Origin of the sequence: Paenibacillus sp. FSL R7-0313, from assembly GCF_037969885.1 — a bacterium.
In the GTDB taxonomy this organism is placed as follows: domain Bacteria; phylum Bacillota; class Bacilli; order Paenibacillales; family Paenibacillaceae; genus Paenibacillus.
This window is the reverse complement of the sequence record NZ_CP150219.1, coordinates 6,658,629-6,675,322: the sequence shown is the minus strand read 5'-3', so window position 1 is coordinate 6,675,322 and position 16,694 is coordinate 6,658,629. Positions and strand designations below refer to the sequence as shown.

16 protein-coding genes and 2 other annotated features are annotated in these 16,694 nt (G+C 49.0%); of the genes, 10 read left to right on the top strand and 6 right to left on the bottom strand.

The genetic code is table 11. The features are described 5' to 3' along the window. Positions 1 to 36: 36 nt before the first annotated feature. From ligD to NSQ38_RS29290, 5 genes are all read right to left on the bottom strand, one after another. Positions 37 to 927: a non-homologous end-joining DNA ligase gene (gene ligD, locus NSQ38_RS29310; RefSeq protein ID WP_133386729.1), complete on the bottom strand. Its 891-nt coding sequence runs from the start codon at positions 925 to 927 to the stop codon at positions 37 to 39. Between the two features lie 40 nt (positions 928 to 967). Continuing rightward, positions 968 to 1,918, bottom strand: a complete 951-nt coding sequence (locus NSQ38_RS29305; RefSeq protein WP_339785655.1) for a DNA ligase — start codon at positions 1,916 to 1,918, stop codon at positions 968 to 970. A 35-nt stretch (positions 1,919 to 1,953) separates the two neighbouring features. Continuing rightward, the gene (locus tag NSQ38_RS29300; RefSeq protein WP_339785652.1) at positions 1,954 to 3,066 is read right to left on the bottom strand and encodes an endospore germination permease; all 1,113 of its coding nucleotides are present in this window, start codon (positions 3,064 to 3,066) and stop codon (positions 1,954 to 1,956) included. Between the two features lie 177 nt (positions 3,067 to 3,243). Beyond that, positions 3,244 to 4,113, bottom strand: coding sequence for a VOC family protein (locus tag NSQ38_RS29295; protein ID WP_339785650.1), 870 nt, complete (start codon positions 4,111 to 4,113; stop codon positions 3,244 to 3,246). A 317-nt stretch (positions 4,114 to 4,430) separates the two neighbouring features. Next, positions 4,431 to 5,345 carry a Ku protein gene (locus NSQ38_RS29290; protein WP_339785647.1) on the bottom strand — a complete coding sequence of 305 codons (915 nt, stop codon included), beginning with the start codon at positions 5,343 to 5,345 and terminating at the stop codon, positions 4,431 to 4,433. 263 nt (positions 5,346 to 5,608) lie between these two features. On the opposite strand from NSQ38_RS29290, the gene NSQ38_RS29285 reads away from it, so the two are divergent. The 7 genes from NSQ38_RS29285 (at position 5,609) to NSQ38_RS29255 (ending at position 12,023) form a co-directional block, all read left to right on the top strand. Then, positions 5,609 to 5,905: a hypothetical protein gene (locus tag NSQ38_RS29285; protein ID WP_338592010.1), complete on the top strand. Its 297-nt coding sequence runs from the start codon at positions 5,609 to 5,611 to the stop codon at positions 5,903 to 5,905. A 4-nt stretch (positions 5,906 to 5,909) separates the two neighbouring features. Next, the gene (locus tag NSQ38_RS29280) at positions 5,910 to 6,086 is read left to right on the top strand and encodes an H-type small acid-soluble spore protein (RefSeq protein WP_026081228.1); all 177 of its coding nucleotides are present in this window, start codon (positions 5,910 to 5,912) and stop codon (positions 6,084 to 6,086) included. 263 nt (positions 6,087 to 6,349) lie between these two features. Then, positions 6,350 to 6,832 (top strand): tRNA (adenosine(37)-N6)-threonylcarbamoyltransferase complex ATPase subunit type 1 TsaE, encoded by a 483-nt coding sequence (tsaE, locus tag NSQ38_RS29275; RefSeq protein WP_339785645.1) that lies wholly within the window; start codon positions 6,350 to 6,352, stop codon positions 6,830 to 6,832. 2 nt (positions 6,833 to 6,834) lie between these two features. Beyond that, positions 6,835 to 7,683, top strand: a complete 849-nt coding sequence (gene tsaB / locus NSQ38_RS29270) for a tRNA (adenosine(37)-N6)-threonylcarbamoyltransferase complex dimerization subunit type 1 TsaB (protein ID WP_339790762.1) — start codon at positions 6,835 to 6,837, stop codon at positions 7,681 to 7,683. A gap of 18 nt (positions 7,684 to 7,701) precedes the next feature. Further along, positions 7,702 to 8,223 (top strand): ribosomal protein S18-alanine N-acetyltransferase, encoded by a 522-nt coding sequence (gene rimI, locus NSQ38_RS29265; RefSeq protein ID WP_036668955.1) that lies wholly within the window; start codon positions 7,702 to 7,704, stop codon positions 8,221 to 8,223. Beyond that, a complete protein-coding gene (gene tsaD / locus NSQ38_RS29260; protein WP_133386735.1) occupies positions 8,220 to 9,275 on the top strand; it encodes a tRNA (adenosine(37)-N6)-threonylcarbamoyltransferase complex transferase subunit TsaD in 1,056 nt (351 codons plus the stop codon). Before rimI ends, tsaD begins: the two co-directional genes overlap by 4 nt. A gap of 91 nt (positions 9,276 to 9,366) precedes the next feature. Beyond that, positions 9,367 to 9,725, top strand: a binding site (T-box leader). Positions 9,726 to 9,792: 67 nt separating this feature from the next. Beyond that, positions 9,793 to 10,132: a binding site (T-box leader), on the top strand. A gap of 331 nt (positions 10,133 to 10,463) precedes the next feature. Further along, positions 10,464 to 12,023, top strand: a complete 1,560-nt coding sequence (locus NSQ38_RS29255; RefSeq protein WP_339785643.1) for a 2-isopropylmalate synthase — start codon at positions 10,464 to 10,466, stop codon at positions 12,021 to 12,023. A 635-nt stretch (positions 12,024 to 12,658) separates the two neighbouring features. On the opposite strand, the gene NSQ38_RS29250 is transcribed toward NSQ38_RS29255, so the two are convergent. Continuing rightward, positions 12,659 to 14,617, bottom strand: coding sequence for an ABC-F family ATP-binding cassette domain-containing protein (locus NSQ38_RS29250; RefSeq protein WP_338592023.1), 1,959 nt, complete (start codon positions 14,615 to 14,617; stop codon positions 12,659 to 12,661). Between the two features lie 279 nt (positions 14,618 to 14,896). On the opposite strand from NSQ38_RS29250, the gene NSQ38_RS29245 reads away from it, so the two are divergent. The 3 genes from NSQ38_RS29245 to NSQ38_RS29235 are packed head-to-tail and all read left to right on the top strand — an operon-like array spanning position 14,897 to position 16,577. Beyond that, positions 14,897 to 15,535 carry a 5-formyltetrahydrofolate cyclo-ligase gene (locus tag NSQ38_RS29245; RefSeq protein ID WP_339785640.1) on the top strand — a complete coding sequence of 213 codons (639 nt, stop codon included), beginning with the start codon at positions 14,897 to 14,899 and terminating at the stop codon, positions 15,533 to 15,535. 15 nt (positions 15,536 to 15,550) lie between these two features. Beyond that, entirely contained in the window at positions 15,551 to 16,054 is a 504-nt protein-coding gene (gene moaC, locus NSQ38_RS29240) for a cyclic pyranopterin monophosphate synthase MoaC (RefSeq protein ID WP_280530852.1), read from the top strand. Between the two features lie 37 nt (positions 16,055 to 16,091). Beyond that, positions 16,092 to 16,577: a MogA/MoaB family molybdenum cofactor biosynthesis protein gene (locus NSQ38_RS29235; RefSeq protein ID WP_017690080.1), complete on the top strand. Its 486-nt coding sequence runs from the start codon at positions 16,092 to 16,094 to the stop codon at positions 16,575 to 16,577. Positions 16,578 to 16,694: the final 117 nt, after the last annotated feature.

Genomic DNA, 16,694 nt, shown 5'->3' with positions numbered 1-16,694 from the left:
TGATAATAGCCGACACCCTTGTGATGAGGGAGTCGGCTATTTTTTCTTCAAATGTTTGAGAATGAGCTCTACCGGTTGGGGTTCAACAGCTGCGATTAAATCACCGGTTTTGTTCAAACGTTCAATAATGTTCATCAGATGGTAATCCTGGATGGAGACGTTACTTCTAACCTCTTCCCAGGTAAGGGGTGTGGAGACAGTGGCGCCGGATTTGGCACGTGGTGTATAGGGAGCGGCAAGGGTCTTGCCACCGTAATGCTGGAGGTAGTCAAAATAAATGCGGTCTCCACGGTCCTTTTTGAGTCGTTCCAGTGTGAACAGATCCGGGTGCTTTTGAGTGACATATTTGCCCACAAAATAACCGATATCTCGTAATTCATCAAAGGTTACACCTTGAATAATCGGAACGATGATCTGAACGCCTGTTGCGCCCGAAGTTTTGGGAATCGACCTCAGACCAAGGGAAGTCAGGGTTTCGCCAACGATGAGTGCAGCTTGCATGATCCGGGGTTCATGTTCCTGAGAGGGGTCCAGATCAATCATCCATTCACTGGGAAGATGGCTCCCCACAGCATGCAGTGAAGGATGAAATTCAAGTGCGGCCAGATTGCCAAGCCATAACAATTCGGGAAGTCCATTCATGACTACATAGCGGATGCCGTCGTGAACTTCAGTCCGCACATAATCTGGTACAGGCTCAGGGGCATTCTTTTGATAGAAAAATGTCCCTCCAGCACCGTGAGGATACCTTATTGTGGTGAGAAGTCGATTGCTCGTATACGTGAGCAGATAAGGAGCCAGAGCGGCCAGCTTTTGCAGATAGATGGCTTTGGTGACACCCGCATCCGGCCATAACAGCTTGTCTGGGTTCGTGACCGTCAGTTCTATGCCTTCTATTATGATGGTTCCCTGGATCTTGGGGGCCATATGGAATACCTCCTATACGTGTAATCAATCTTGGACTGACTCATTGAAGAAGCTGGTTCGCCAGACAATCCTCACGGGTTACATCCGCGAAGGTCTGAATACTGGGATGGCGTAGAGTATTATGATGAGTTAGCTCCATATATTGCACTTTGACTCCTATTCGCGGTTCGACCCAGGTGGTCTCTGCACTGCGCTCGGGTACATTATGGAACGGCCTGTCCTGCCTGATCAGAGGCTCGACTTGATGTGTGAGTTCCCGCCACGTATTGGAGTTCAGTTTGCCAGTCCCAACATGACCAATATAGATAAAATCAGGCCCATCATATACACCAACCGCGACGGCATTCACAATACCGCTCCGGTACGTGACTCCCCCGATCATGGCATATACATCATGCATGATTTTGACCTTCTGCCAGCGCTGGTCCTTGCCCTGTATGCCATAACTGCTGGTGAGATCCTTGCAGACAATGCCTTCCATCTGATGTTGTCTCATGACCGTAAGCAGGGAAGGGGCATCAAGTGTATTGGTAACCTCCTGAACATGGGGAGCGGTGTTAAGAACCTCGTGCAACAGGCGCTGTCGATCTGCCAAAGGCTGATCCGTCACCCATTTCCCCTCATAGAACAGGATATCAAATACCATATATGTGACCGGAATCTGATGTATGGCTTGGGCGATGCCTTCGGGTCTGCTCATGCGGTCCCGCCGCAGAACGTGATAAAACGAAGGTTTTCCGGTGTCCGGGTCCAGCGCAATAACTTCTCCATCCAAGATGTAAGAGGAGCCTGAACATAAATTGCGTGGTGTTACCAGCTCGGGATACTGTGCGGTTCGATCATGTAATCTTCGATTCACCAGGCGCAGCTCATGCCCGTCCTCATAGGCAAGCATGCGGACTCCATCCCACTTGACCTGGGCAATCCATTGCGGACCTGTGGGCAAAGTATCTCTGGATATAGGTTCGAACGGAATCAACGGTTTGAACATGGGGAACTCCTCTCTCGTACACCAATTAGCGCAGGTTAATTCGGAATTTTACTATTTTTTTTGAAGCGGGACTTCATATGTTGCACCAGAATTAGAAGTAAAGGAAGTGCTATGCCACAGGTCAGATCCCAATCAATCCAATAGGGAATAACGACCTTGAGATAAAAGTTCTCGTTCGGAGAGATTAGAATAGACATGGCGAGAATAAGCATGGCACCCGGCAGGATCAGAGAACGGTGACTGGACAAGCGAAACAGGTGAGCGACGCCCAGGACAAAACCATAGAAGAACAGAGCGGCTTTGAAGAAAACAGCGATAATCCAGACCGATGCTATGAAGGCTTCGATGCGTTGCATAAAGTTTCCGATATTGATTTTCTGTGAAAGAATGAATGAAGCGAACCAGTGATGCTGGGTCATCCATGGTCCCATAACGAGCAGACACATACTGAGCGTCAGTGTGAGTAACAATCCGCCAATCATTCCTGCTAACAGGATGTCCTTCTCCAGATGGGGCTCTTTTTTTGTGTAGGGAAAAAGCATCATAAAGATGCATAGTTCACAGTAGGGATATGTGAGTACAGCAACAAAACCTTTGAATGGATCAAGAAATCCTTGTGCAAGCACAGGTTGGATGTTGGCCAAATGTACATGGGGGATTAGACATACCGTCAGAATAAGCAGAAACAACACGATCAGAGGAAGAAAGACCTCAGCAGTTTTACCAATGCTCTCCAGACCAGACAGAAGCCCCCAGACAAGCGCACACATAAAAACCAAATGCAGAATCAGTAATGGAGATTCCGGCAAGATCTGGGTAGACATAAAATCGCCAATCTCCCTAATGAACGTTGAGGTACTAAGCAGGAAATAAAAGAGATAAAAAGAGCCAAACAAGGTTCCGATCCAGGGTCCCAGTGTTCGAAGGGCATTTTGAATCAGATTCAACCGGGGATGCAGTTTGTAGGCAACAAGCATAATGAAGAGTATGCCAAGGCCCCCTGCGACTCCCAACAAGGCTGATAACCAGGCATCCTGATGAGCGTAGGATGTGATCATGGAAGGGAAGACCAGAATCTGCTCCCCAATTGTGCACAGGAACATGAGTGAAGCGAGCTGTCTAACAGTCAAACGTCCCTTTTCGATCATGAGGTATCTCCTTAACATATCTTGTCTATGTATTGGTTAGAATGCACCAATTGTGCCAGTTTTATAAAAGCCAACTCAAAAAGCCCGTGCTACCGATCTCTCTGTGATGTAGAGAAATCAGTTACCCGGGCTTAATAAAATGAGGTTAAGCAAACATATGGTAACGCCTAAACAAAATCAGTTCGCAGTTGTCAGACGGATACGAATATTTTGTGGGTCTACCGTAAACCATTTACCCTCCACTTGTGTAACGACTGCACCGGATTGGCGCAATTGTTCAAGTGCCTGATCCAATTGTTCGTTTGTGGCGTACACAATGGTGAAGTAGTCAATTCCTGTAGCGTTATCTGGATTAACAGGTGCATTCACTCCTGCCCAGATATTAAGTCCCAGATGATGATGATAACCGCCTGCGGATACAAATAGTGCTGACATGTTCGCGAAGTTACCCACGATATCAAAACCGAGTATGCCGGTGTAATAGTTGCGGGCTTCTTCCAGGCTGCGGACGTGGAAATGTACGTGACCAATAACGGTGCCAGCAGGCAGACCCTGCCAAGGTTCATTCTCCGATATGGCAAACAAGCTTTCCACATCAACAGGATCACTTGCCATCACGTAGTTATTGTCGCTATCCCGTTTCCACGTATCACGTGCACGGTCAGCGTAGATCTCAATCCCGTTCTGATCGGGATCGGAGATATAGAAGGCTTCGCTGACCAAGTGATCGCCTTGGCCGATATCGATACCGGATGCAGCCAGATTACGAAGAGATAGACCCAGGGACTTGCGGTCAGGCAGCAGAATGGCGAAATGATACAAGCCAGCGTGTGAGCGTTCCGGCAGGGTAATTCCATCGGTGAGCTCTTCCAATCGCAGCAGGGACTGTTTTCCGTCGGCTGTCAACGTGGCCACTTTGCCACTACGGTCCAGTAATTTCAATCCAACGACATCGGTATAGAACTTAATTGAACGCTCTAGGTTCATAATTCGCAGACTCACTTCACCCAGATGGGTTGTCGCAGGGATTTGATACGTTGTATTCATGATTGTTTCCTCCTGAGAATAGATAATATGGGTTCTCGTTTGATTGTGTATATGCGTTGAAAACGGATTATTTAATTGCATACTGTTGAAGCAGAATTACAGGGTGACTGTATATTCATAAATAAGTTACTTTTCATAAGTTAATATAAAATATAAATCAGCTTTCGTCAATCGTATTTTGCAATTATAGCTGTAGTTGTATTGACAAGAACTGCTTCGATAGTTCTGTAAAACAAAAAAATCCGACTGTGAAGCCGGATCGGAGTAAACATCATGACATGAGTTATATAACGGAATCGGTCTTGCCTGGGCGACAGTCAAACTTTTGGTTTGGGTGTGGCCTTTTTTCTTTTGGTTGGTGCAGCAGGTGTATCGGATTCACCTCCGGCAACCGCTTGAGCAGGCGTTTTTCGCGGTGCACGTTTCTTAGGCTTGGCCGTTGTTGTTCCAGGGTCAGCCGGAATAGGCTTCACGGCCTCGATGCTTGCCTGCAAGGCAGCCATCAAATCCATCACATTGGCTTCAGGTTTGGCTGGAGCAATCTTAATTTCTTCGCCTGCCACTTTGTGCTGGATAAGATCCAGCAGTTTGCTGCGATAGTCATCGGTGTATTTACCGGGTTCAAAAGGCGTGGACAATTGATCAATCAGCAACTTTGCCATCGTAAGTTCCTTTTCATTCACGTTCTGCACTTCCGGCAAGTTGGGCACCTGGGAGACAGGACGAATCTCGTCCGGATAGAAAATTGTCTCCATGGAGAGGCAATCTTCCAGCACGCGTATGGCAGCCAGACTGCTCTTCGAGCGAATGGAGATTTTGGCGATGCCAATTTTGCCGGTATCCCGCATCGCGTTCATCAACAGTTGGTAGGCATTTCCCCCAGCCTGATCGGGCGATAGGTAATATGTTTTCTGAAAATAGATCGGGTCAATCTCAGTCAAGTCGACAAAATCCAGTATGGTAATGGTTTTGCTGGTGGAATCATTTAACGCTTCCAATTCATCTTTCTCGAAGAGTACAAACTTTCCTTTTTCATATTCATAGCCTTTGGTAATCTCTTCCCACTTGACGTCCACTTCACAGGATGGACATTGACGAACATAAGCGAGCGGGCTGCCGCAGACTTTATGGATGTATCGCATGGAGATGTCTTTGTCTTCGGTAGCCGAGAACATTTTGACAGGGACATGCACAAGGCCAAAACTGATTGCACCTTTCCAGACGGTATGCATAGATCGGCTCCTTTCATTGAGGTACCTTTTAGAGGTTGTTCAAAAATTCCATCTTCTCGGTACTGAAACCGGACTTTTTGAACACGGATTTATATTTAATAGTATGGGCATCTGGCGCAAGGGATAATCGTCTAATGGACGAACGAATTCGTATGGTTCGGCGAGACTCGGGGATGATAACAGAAACATGCTTGAATTCCTACGGGAAGATGGGCATGGGATAGGTAGTTATTCTCGCAGGGCATATGCCGGGAGGTGCAATATTGAAGAACAGACGTGATGAGGAAGAAGCACACAAGCATGCATTTTCTCCGTATCCTCTTGGGGAAGCCGAAAGCGCTGAAGAATTTTATACACCAGCAACAGATGTGAATTGGGAAGCGGTCACTTCTGAAGAATTGCCCCTTGATCGGGAGTCCTTCATGCTTGACATTGACCGGATGGTGAATGAAGGGTTAGGTGGGGGACAGGTTACGGAAGATAACGGATATATTGGTGAAAGTACAACAGATAGCATGGTTCGAGAATCACATGATGATCCGGAAGGGGAGTATGAATAAGATGATGGATGCAAAGCGCGCCAAAGCGATATATGATTCGAAGGATACCATTGCCGTTACGCTGGAGGGAGATCCAGTCTGGATCGAGAATGTGGATGAAGCGAATGGCATGGCAACCGTTCAGGTTGGCAGCAGACCGGGAAATACCCAGACGGTACGTGTGGATCGTTTGGAGGAGTAGATAGAGGTAACATGATTGAGGATTTGGAGAATGAATAAAAGCTGAAATATATGCCTTGCATGGCCGGTACCGAAAGGTGCCGGTTTTTGGTTTTTCCTGGTGGGTGTCTGAAAACTTCGAAGAAAGGGAGTTTTGAGACACGTCTAATCATGCATGTTTATATTTCGGCTTGCCTCCTTGGATGTTGCGGGGGAAGAAAGGGACCGATATAATAAGGTTCAAAGTGAACTCAGGCGGCTGGACCGCCAAAGGTGGGGCGAATATTGAATCAGACGCACGAGCAGTGGGTGTATCAATCCCATGGCATTGCAGATACAGAAGCACTTGCTTCCGCACTCGCCAGACAGGCAAACGAAGGTATGGTGATTGCTTTGGATGGTGATTTGGGCGCGGGAAAAACGGCATTTTCACAGAAATTTGCCTGGCATTTGGGTGTGCGTGATGTGGTAAGCAGTCCCACATTCACGTTAATCAAGGAGTACGAAGGGCGTTTGCCTTTATATCACATGGATGTATATCGCATTTCGCTGGAAGAAGCGGATGAGCTTGGACTTGATGAATATTTTTATGGAGCCGGAGTCAGTCTGGTGGAGTGGTCAAGTATCATTCCCGAATTGCTGCCGCAAGAGCACTTGCATGTGCAGATTGAAACAACGGGCCTGGAGGATCGAACGATTACACTGGATGGGTACGGCGAGACTTATGCAGCCATGTGCCGACAGTTCAGACAGAATGGAGTCAAATGATGATGGAAGATTTACAAAAAGAGCCGCGTCAGCGGTTTTTGGCGTTGGATACATCCACCGCAGTGATGGCAGCGGCGATGATGGAAGGTCATGCGCTACTGGAAGAGCGCAATGAACGGGCTGAGCGCAACCATTCGGTACATGTTGTACCGGTGATGGAGCAGCTGCTGGCCGCCAGCAACACACAGCCTGGCCAACTGGACGGCATTGCCGTTGGCGTTGGCCCAGGCTCGTACACGGGCATCCGCATTGCGGTGACCGCGGCGAAGACACTGGCCTGGGCATGGGACATCCCCGTAGCCGGGGTGTCCAGCCTTCAGGCCATCGCCTGGGGCGGCTGGCACAGCGGCCTTGCCGCCAAGGCAGAAGCTGCGGCAGAGGATGCCGCAGCAGGGGCTGGCGGAACGCCATCCGCGGACCAGGGCAGCACAAGTGCTGCCCCTGTCCACTGGATCGTTCCGCTTGTGGATGCACGGCGCGGTCAAGCGTGCACCGCGCTGTTTGCCTCCGCCGGGAGCGATGCGCCCCGGCGTCTGGCGCCTGATGCCATCCGCAAGATGGACGGATGGCTGGAAGCCCTCGCCGCCCGCATGGCGGAGGCGGCGCCGGAAGAGCGGCCCGCAGCCGTCTGGATCGTCGGCGAGACGGGCCCTCATGCTGCGGCAGCGGCGGAGCTTCGCTGCCCCGCAGGAACGGCGCTCCAGCTCGTACCTTATGAGCTGGAAGGCCGCTGGGTGGGGCGCCTTGGCGCCGCCGCGCTGCTTGCAGGTCAGCGTGATGACGTGCATGCGCTGGTGCCGAACTACACCCAGCTTTCTGAAGCGGAAGCCAATCTTCTGCGCAAAAGCTGAAGGGGGAGGGGAAAGCAGATGGACAACGTGGCGAATAATAAGCAGGAAGCAACGCTTCAGTTCAGGTTCATGACACTCGCGGATATTCCCGATGTGATGGAGATTGAACATGAGGCCTTTACCCTGCCCTGGACGGAAGAAGCATTTCAAAATGAATTGACACACAATCATTTTGCTAAATATATGGTGATGGAATTAGAAGGAAAAGCCATTGGCTATGCAGGTATGTGGACAATCATGGATGAAGCCCATATTACCAATATTGCAGTCAGAGGCGCGTATCGTGGACGCAAGCTTGGCGAAAAGTTACTGGATGAATTAATGAGCACAGCGGCTTATCTCGGGATGGAACGAATGACGCTGGAGGTCAGAGTCTCGAACAGCATTGCACAGCGTTTATATCAGAAAAAAGGGTTTGAATCGGCGGGTCTTCGTAAAGGGTATTACTCCGATAATGGGGAAGATGCGATGATTATGTGGGCGAACTTGCCGTCTGCAGGCCGGAGCGGCGAAGAGGAAGGAAGCGTACTGGATTCATGAACGAACTCAATGAAAAAATAAATTCTGCACCATCCTACATTTTGGCGGTGGAGACAAGCTGTGATGAAACATCGGTAGCAGTAGTCAAAGATGGACGGGAAGTGCTGTCCAATCTGATCTCAAGTCAGATCGAGACGCATAAGGCATTTGGTGGTGTTGTACCTGAAGTGGCTTCACGCAAACACGTTGAAGTCATTACGTTGATGCTGGAACAGGCGATCGAACAGTCCGGCATTCGTCCACGTGATCTAAGTGCAATTGCCGTGACGCAAGGTCCGGGGCTGGTCGGTGCACTGCTGGTGGGTATTGTTGCGGCCAAAACGATGGCCATGGCACTGGGCAAACCGCTCATTGGCACACATCATATTGCCGGGCATATCTATGCCAACCGACTTACTCATGAACTGCAATATCCAGCGATGGCACTGGTCGTATCTGGTGGACATACAGAACTTGTGCATATGGAATCCGAGGGTAAGTTCAAACTGATTGGTCGTACACGTGATGATGCTGTAGGCGAAGCGTATGACAAAGTAGCACGTGCATTGGGTTGTCCTTATCCGGGTGGCCCGCATGTCGACCGGATGGCATCTGAAGCGGAGGACGTAGTGCCATTACCACGGGTATGGCTGGAAGCAGGTTCGTACGATTTCAGTCTCAGTGGTCTGAAGTCTGCTGTACTGAATGCGCTCAACCAGGCCAAAATGCGCGGAGAAACCTTGGAGCCGTCTGCGGTTGCACGTGGTTTCCAGGAAGCTGTTGTTGAAGTGTTGGTGGAGAAAGCCGTTAGAGCAGTTCGTGAGTATGGTTCACGTCAACTGTTATTATGTGGTGGTGTTGCAGCTAACCGGGGGTTACGCTTGGCATTACAGGAGCGATGCACGAAGGAAGGGCTTGAACTGTTAATCCCGCCAATGGAATATTGCACGGATAACGCGGCCATGATTGGAGCGGCTGCGTATCTGAAATGGCAGCGGGGAGAAATTGCTGAATTTGATGCGAAGGCAGATCCTGGACTTTCTCTGGAGGAATGGTCCGTTCAATCCGTATAGTCAGGCAGTTTGAGATTAAGAGTTGACAGCTGGGATGTAAAGAATGTATATTTAGTTACAAATTTAAACAGGAATTCAGATTCCTGAACTGATAAACGCGATGAACAGGAATAGTAAGGTCATTCCCGGTCTTAGAGAGCTGCGGTATGGTGCAACGCAGTCGAAGGAAACCTGAAACTCACCTGGAAGCGGAACGATGGAACACGGTGACTCCCTGGGAGAATCCGAAGGCCGATCATGGCCCAAAGTACATGGTTACGGGTTGCCTCCGTGAATGGGCCGTTGTCGGTAGGACCGTTATTACAAGGATCAACTGACGATAACTGAGGGGGCTTTCAGGCTGCTTCAAGGGATCCGGATATGCGAAAGCATTCAGGGGTTGTCTTGAATGAACAGGAAGGAAGTCAACAAGAGTGGTACCGCGAAGGTGAACAGCCTGTCGTCTCTTGCATTATTGCATGAGGTGGCAGGCTTTTTTTGATTTTCAAAATAAGGATGAATGAAGTTAGGTCATATTATAAATGTGATGAACGGGAGCAGTAGAACGATAAAGCGCTCAGAGAGCTGCGGGGTGGTGCGACGCAGTGGCTGGAATCATTCGAATCTCGCCCGGGAACGGAGCTGTGGAAGCGTGGGGACGATATCAATCGCCCAGTTGTCCTGATGGACAACAACATGTGTTACATAGCAACGGTTAACCTCCGTTATAGGGTGTTTCTCCGAATTCCAGTGGTGTCGTGTGCACATGCACAATCCATTGGATCTCGGAGACGACGAGGTGGATGGAGTCTGGCGCAAGCCTGGCCCATCAAGCGAGAGTGGTACCGCGGAGGGGATAATAACCCGCCGTCTCTTATATGAGATGGCGGGTTATTTGTGTTTGCTGCCGGCAGCAGGGTGGGCATGGGAAGAACCATATGGAGATTGAAAAGTCAGAAGGTCAGGGTGTAAGTCGACGTACACTCTGTTATGAGGGTAAGCAGTATATGCAACGAGTAATGAACATCGAACATCAAGTATAGGCACTAAAAATTAAACAGGCTTTAATGATTACCAAGGACTAAGCTACAAATAACATACGCGTTTACAAACAAAATATATAACAACAGTGACGGCGATTAGCGGGTGTTCTGTGGCTCATGGATCGTAACGAAAATATTTATAAAAATTTGATGGAGGTTGATGGACATGACAACAACTAATAACAAACGCATGATTGAGATTTTTGATACAACGCTGCGCGATGGAGAACAGGCACCAGGAGCAAGTCTGCAACCCGAGCAAAAGATTGAACTGGCACACCAACTGGCTTCTCTGGGTATCGACGTCATTGAGCCTGGATTCCCGATCTCCAGTCCAGGTGAGTTCGCGGCGGTTCAGGCGATTTCGAGACAGTTGCAGAACGTGGAGATCTGTGGATTCGCGCGGGCGGTCAAAGGGGATATCGATGCTGCAGTTCAAGCAACAGCGGATGCAGCACGGCGCCGAATTCACCTGTTTATCTCTTCTTCGGATATTCATATTGAGCATCAGCTGCGTCGTCCACGTAGTGAAGTAGTGGCTACGGCCCGTGAGATGGTGTCTTATGCACGACAGTTCACGGACATCGTAGAGTTCACAGCCATGGACGCTGCTCGCACCAAGATGGATGATCTGATTGAAATGGTTGAAGTCGCCATTGAAGCAGGGGCCACCATTATCAATCTGCCGGATACCGTTGGTTATGCTCTGCCACATGAGTATGGCGAGATGTTCCGCCGGGTACGTGAGGGTGCAAGAGGTGGCGATCAGGTTCGCTATAGTGCCCACTGTCACAATGATCTGGGCCTGGCCGTAGCCAATAGCTTGGCTGCGATTGCCAATGGAGCTACCCAGATTGAAGTGACCATCAATGGTATCGGAGAACGGACGGGGAACTGTGCACTGGAAGAGCTGATTATGGCGCTGGAGACTCGGGGAGACGCAATTGGTGCAACGACGAACATTAAGCTGAATCAGCTGTATGAGACTTCACGTCAGATTAGCCGGGCGATGCACTTCCCGATTGCGTACAACAAACCAGTGGTGGGACGTAATGCGTTCCAGCATGAATCTGGCATCCATCAGGATGGTCTGCTGAAGAATCGGAACACCTATGAGATTATGGACCCGGAAGCGCTGGGTATTCCGCGCAGCATGATTATTTTGGGCAAACACTCCGGTCGTCACGCCCTGAAGGATCGGGTTCGCAAATATGGTTTTGAGCCGGATGAGCAACAGATGGAGCAATTGTATGAGGTGTTCAAAGAAACCGCAGACCAGCAAAAAGTGGTCAGTGACGACCAGTTATTGCAGATGGTTAGCCAGACCATGAATATTCCTGCACAGGACTATGAACTGGTTGAATTGCAGGTGACGGCGGGCAGCATGACGGATCGAATGGCCGCTGTACGTATTCGCACAAGCGCTGGAGAACAATCTTACTCCGCTGTTGGCGGTGGACCCGTGGATGCGACCATTCGTGCGATTGGTCAGAGCATTTCCGATGATATTGCATTTGTTGATATGGAGATGCATGCATTGAGTGGGGGAGAAGGTGCAAGTGCAGAAGCTGTAGTTACCGTGGAGCGTGCAGGGCGTGAGTTCCGGGGGACGGCAACACATAATGATATCGTCATGGCTGCCGGTCTTGCTTATGTAGCGGCTTGTAATGCTGCTGGGCTGAAGGCGGAATCTTCCGAACATCATGAACAAGAAGCACATGCGTAAAACATCTTTGCCAGATCGCATCTACAGCGACAATAGTAGCAATTGCAATTCGATGTAAATATGCATGGCATATAGTAAATAAATGACGGGCAGGCCTTGAACAACAAAGGTCTGCTTTTGTCTTATTATGGAGGTGCATTGAGTAGCAGGAGAATGCATTTGTCAAGGTGTGACTATAGTTATCCACATATCCAGTGTAATTTGTGGGTAACTACCGCAAAGTCAAACCAGTATAGTTTTCGAAAGGAAAAGGGTTTAGGGGATAGAATGACTCCTTACTATCCACAAAGTTGTGGATAAAGTGGATAACTTGGTGGATAAATATGGTTTTTGTGTGTGAAAGGCTATTCTACCGCTGTATAATTAAGCTTATTAATGTGCTTGCTATCTTGCTTTCTTGTGGATAAGTGTGAGGCAAAGGGGGATAAAAAATATTTCTCTTCATTCGAGTAAATTTGACAAAAGCCAAAACAGGGTTAGAGTTCAATCTCAAGGAACATACAGAACATAAGGTACATGGCTTCAATACTCGTCCTCAACAAACAAAAAGCTGATCCCAATAAGGAATCAGCCGGTGGTACAACTATACTTGTATGGGAGTGATCAAGCCATGGTCTGAGTCTGTACTATTCGTACTATTCCATAGCTAGTTCTTCCCAGTCCTCGTATGCCTTGGTGAGTTCTGCTTTGTGTTCCTCCGATTGTTGCTGGAGTTCTTGCAGCTTCATGTAATCCTGATAGATTTCAGGCAGAGCCATCTGTGACTCAAGCTCTGTAATCTTCGTTTCCAACTCCGCAATCTGTTGTTCCAGAGCTTCTTGCTTGCGTTGCCGGTTACGCTCTTCGCGCTTCGCCTGTTTTTCCGCTTCGAATGAAGCCGCTCCGGATTTTTCGGTTGTGACTGTGTTCAGATCGGATTTGGACGAGTTCTTGGCCGAAGCCTGACGTGCCTCAGCAGCTTCACGTGCGATGTCCTCAAGCTCCTGTTTTTTCTCCACATAATCATCATAATTACCGAGATAGTGCTCCGTGCCGCCTGGATGAAGCTCGACTATCCGTTCAGCCATTTTATTGAGGAAGTACCGGTCATGGGAGATGAACAGCAGGGTGCCTTCATAATCCATTAATGCCGCTTCCAGCACTTCTTTGGCAAACAGGTCGAGATGGTTCGTAGGCTCATCCAGAATGAGCATGTTGGCTTCCTTCAGCATCAGCTTGGAGAGAGACACACGTGCCTTCTCACCCCCGCTGAGGGAGGAGATCTTCTTGAGTACATCGTCACCGCTGAACAAAAAGTTCCCCAGTACGGTCCGAATGCGTGCTTCTTCCATCCCGGGATAGGCACTCCACAGTTCTTCCAGAACCGTGTTGGACGGATTGAGGCCAGTCTGTTCCTGATCATAATAGCCAATCTGCACTTTTGTTCCCCATTGGATATCTCCATGTACCGGACGTAAACTTCCGGTCAGACACTTCAGCATGGTGGATTTACCAATACCGTTTGGTCCAATCAGAGCAACGGTTTCCCCGCGCCGCAGATCGAAGGAGACGTTGCGGAACAATGGAGAAGCCTCATCATAAGCGACAGACAGCTGATCCACTCGAAGCACTTCCTTGCCGGACATAACGGCGGTTTCGAAGGAGAAATGGGCTTTTTTCAGATCTCCCATCGGTTTATCAAGCCGCTCCATTTTGTCGAGGGCTTTGCGGCGGCTTTGCGCCCGTTTGGTTGTCGAAGCACGTACGATATTTTTCTGAACAAAATCTTCCATCTTCGAGATTTCGCCCTGTTGTTTCTCATATTGCTTCATCTGAGTTTCATATTCGGCAGCTTTGAGTTCCATATAACGGCTGTAATTGCCCGTATATTTTTTGGAGCGGTGCCGTTCGATCTCAACGATGGTCGTTACGAGTCGATCAAGGAAGTACCGGTCATGGGATACCACGAGCAGTGCGCCTGAATAACCTCTTAGATAATCTTCCAACCAAGTAAGGGTGGCGATATCGAGATAGTTGGTAGGCTCGTCCAGCATGAGCAGATCAGGTGCCTGAAGCAAAATACGAGCTAGCGCAAGGCGTGTCTTCTGCCCGCCGCTCAGAGTAGCTATGGGGGTGTCTGGCGAAAATTCGCCGAATCCCATCCCGTGCAGTACGCTGCGAATGCGGGTTTCCATCTCATAACCGCCATGGTCCTTGAACCAGTCGGAGCGTTTCGCATAACGTTCCAGCAGGTCCGCGTACTTTTTCTCGTCATCCATCTGGGCAGGGTCGGCAATGTCGCGTTCCATCTGACGTAAATCGGCTTCAGCCTGTGTCAGGTGAGCAAACACGTTCATCATTTCTTCCCAGATGGTGCGGTCGGATTGCAGCCCGCTGTTCTGAGCCAGGTAACCAAGCGTTGTTTCTTTGGATTTGAAAATTTGTCCTCCGTCATAGGACATTTCACCGGCTACGATTTTGAGCAAAGTGGATTTTCCTGCACCGTTTACACCAACGAGGCCGATGCGCTCGCGTTCTAATATTTGTAAGTTCACGCCGTCCAGGATTGGATCGACACCAAAACGTTTGATAATTCCGGATACTTGCAGCAGCATAAAATTAAGTTCCTCCATAGGTCCAGTTCTTGATATGACAACTATATCCCAGTTTACATGAAATACAGAGCAATTGCACCGATTGGGAACGCATGGGGCATGTAGTCTTTTTGATCAATCAATGATAAACTGAAAGAAGGCATGTTATTACATGAGGATTTTGCAGAAAATGAATCATTTTAACCATTTCAACAAGATGACAACTGGTCATAACATATAAATCATTTTTAATGAGAGCTTTTTTCTACCTTCCCTATCAACAGGAGGTTATTCAAGGATATGCAGGATCATGCGGAACTGAAAAGTCAGCTTCGATCCAGACTGAGACAGAGCCGTGATTTGATGGATGCAAGCATGCGTCAGCAGGCAATGACTAAGATTAACGCTGGAGTGAAGCGGGAGCTGGAGCGCCTTAGACAGGCCAAGAGTAAGGTCGTGAACAGACCACTCGTTATATTCAGTTATTTGTCCTATGGAAGCGAAGCATCTACAGCTTTTCTGTTTCAAGAGGGCTGGAACCATGGAGATGTGATGCTTGCACCAAAAGTATTGGCGAATCCACCCCGAATGGAGCTACGGCGAGTGACCGGAGAACAGGATCTGGAGCCAGGCATATGGGGGATACCCGAACCTAAGGATTCCTGTGAAGTCCTGACGTCTGAAGATTGGCCGGATATCGATCTCGTATTGGTACCGGGGCTTGGTTATGATCTTCATGGCGGGCGTATTGGTTATGGTGGCGGTTATTATGATCGTTTTGCCGAGACGCTTGCAGCAACATGTGTGATGACGGGCAAGAAACCGTTGATGGCTGCGATGGTATTGCCGGGTCAGCTACAAGAGGAGATACCGATGGACCTGCTCGATCTGCGGATTGATCTGTTGATAACAACCGAAGGTATATTACATATCGAATAAAGGGTTGTGATGTGATTGAGTTCAGAAGTGAACAACGGCCAGTCTTCGGGTGGCAAACTGACCCATTTTAATGAACAGGGGCGGGCCCGGATGGTTGATATTTCGGGTAAGGAAATTACCGTACGTACGGCTGTGGCCGTAACCAAGGTGACGATGAATCCAGATACACTGGAAGCGATTCGGGAGGGCCGAATCGGTAAAGGTGATGTTCTGGCTGTGGCTCAGATTGCCGGGATTCAAGGCGCGAAGAAAACGTCGGACTGGATTCCGATGTGCCATCCGCTGGCACTGACGGGTGTGGATATTCGTTTTCATGATAACGGAGTGGATGAATTACACATTGAAGTTACTGTCAAAACCGAAGGCAAAACGGGTGTTGAGATGGAGGCGCTCACGGCTGCCTCAGCTGCAGCACTGACGGTCTATGACATGTGCAAGGCCATGCAAAAAGATATGATTATCGGTCCAACCATGCTGAATTCCAAGAGTGGTGGCAAAAACGGTGATTACAGCCGATAGGCAATATTTATTTTCATAGAGGAGAAGGGTGATCTTTATGGTGTGGAGAACAGCAATCCTGACAGCCAGTGACAAAGGAGCCCGCGGGGAACGTGAGGATACGAGTGCACAAGTCATTCGGGAGCTGGTGGAAGAAGAGCTGGGTGGTCAAATCGTGGAGTACCGTATCGTTCCGGATGAACCCGATGAGATTATTGCGGCTTTGATTGAGATGACGGATTATTTTCACGCCGATCTGGTGCTGACTACCGGTGGCACGGAGCTGGCCATTCGTGATATTACTCCGGAAGCGACCCGGCGTGTAATTGAGCGGGAAGTTCCCGGGATGGCAGAGGCCATGCGGTACAGTGTAATGAGCAAAAACCGTTCTGCAATGCTGTTCCGTGGGGTATGTGGCATTCGTGGACGCACGCTGATTGTTAATCTGCCAGGTACGCCAAAGGGTGTGCACGAACATCTGGCTGCCATTATGGATCAGCTTCCGGAAGCGCTGCTGATGGTTACGGGTCAGTTCAAGCAATAATCGAGCATGGACTCTGGGCAAGGATATCCGATTCGCCATGACTGTTGTTAGATTGTTCTAGTGACATCTCTTATTTGTGAATTTTGCGGGTTATGTAAGTGGTTACATCTATGGTAT

What these genes read in the sequence shown, in the direction of transcription:
- tsaD (WP_133386735.1), top strand. Translation starts at nt 8,220, where the DNA reads ATGAACGAACTCAATGAAAAAATAAATTCTGCACCATCCTACATTTTG.
- NSQ38_RS29245 (WP_339785640.1), top strand. Translation starts at nt 14,897, where the DNA reads ATGCAGGATCATGCGGAACTGAAAAGTCAGCTTCGATCCAGACTGAGA.
- ligD (WP_133386729.1), bottom strand. Translation starts at nt 927, where the DNA reads ATGGCCCCCAAGATCCAGGGAACCATCATAATAGAAGGCATAGAACTG.
- tsaB (WP_339790762.1), top strand. Translation starts at nt 6,835, where the DNA reads ATGGAAGATTTACAAAAAGAGCCGCGTCAGCGGTTTTTGGCGTTGGAT.
- NSQ38_RS29305 (WP_339785655.1), bottom strand. Translation starts at nt 1,918, where the DNA reads ATGTTCAAACCGTTGATTCCGTTCGAACCTATATCCAGAGATACTTTG.
- NSQ38_RS29280 (WP_026081228.1), top strand. Translation starts at nt 5,910, where the DNA reads ATGGATGCAAAGCGCGCCAAAGCGATATATGATTCGAAGGATACCATT.
- NSQ38_RS29295 (WP_339785650.1), bottom strand. Translation starts at nt 4,113, where the DNA reads ATGAATACAACGTATCAAATCCCTGCGACAACCCATCTGGGTGAAGTG.
- NSQ38_RS29255 (WP_339785643.1), top strand. Translation starts at nt 10,464, where the DNA reads ATGACAACAACTAATAACAAACGCATGATTGAGATTTTTGATACAACG.
- rimI (WP_036668955.1), top strand. Translation starts at nt 7,702, where the DNA reads ATGGACAACGTGGCGAATAATAAGCAGGAAGCAACGCTTCAGTTCAGG.
- NSQ38_RS29235 (WP_017690080.1), top strand. Translation starts at nt 16,092, where the DNA reads ATGGTGTGGAGAACAGCAATCCTGACAGCCAGTGACAAAGGAGCCCGC.
- NSQ38_RS29250 (WP_338592023.1), bottom strand. Translation starts at nt 14,617, where the DNA reads ATGCTGCTGCAAGTATCCGGAATTATCAAACGTTTTGGTGTCGATCCA.
- NSQ38_RS29290 (WP_339785647.1), bottom strand. Translation starts at nt 5,345, where the DNA reads ATGCATACCGTCTGGAAAGGTGCAATCAGTTTTGGCCTTGTGCATGTC.
- NSQ38_RS29300 (WP_339785652.1), bottom strand. Translation starts at nt 3,066, where the DNA reads ATGATCGAAAAGGGACGTTTGACTGTTAGACAGCTCGCTTCACTCATG.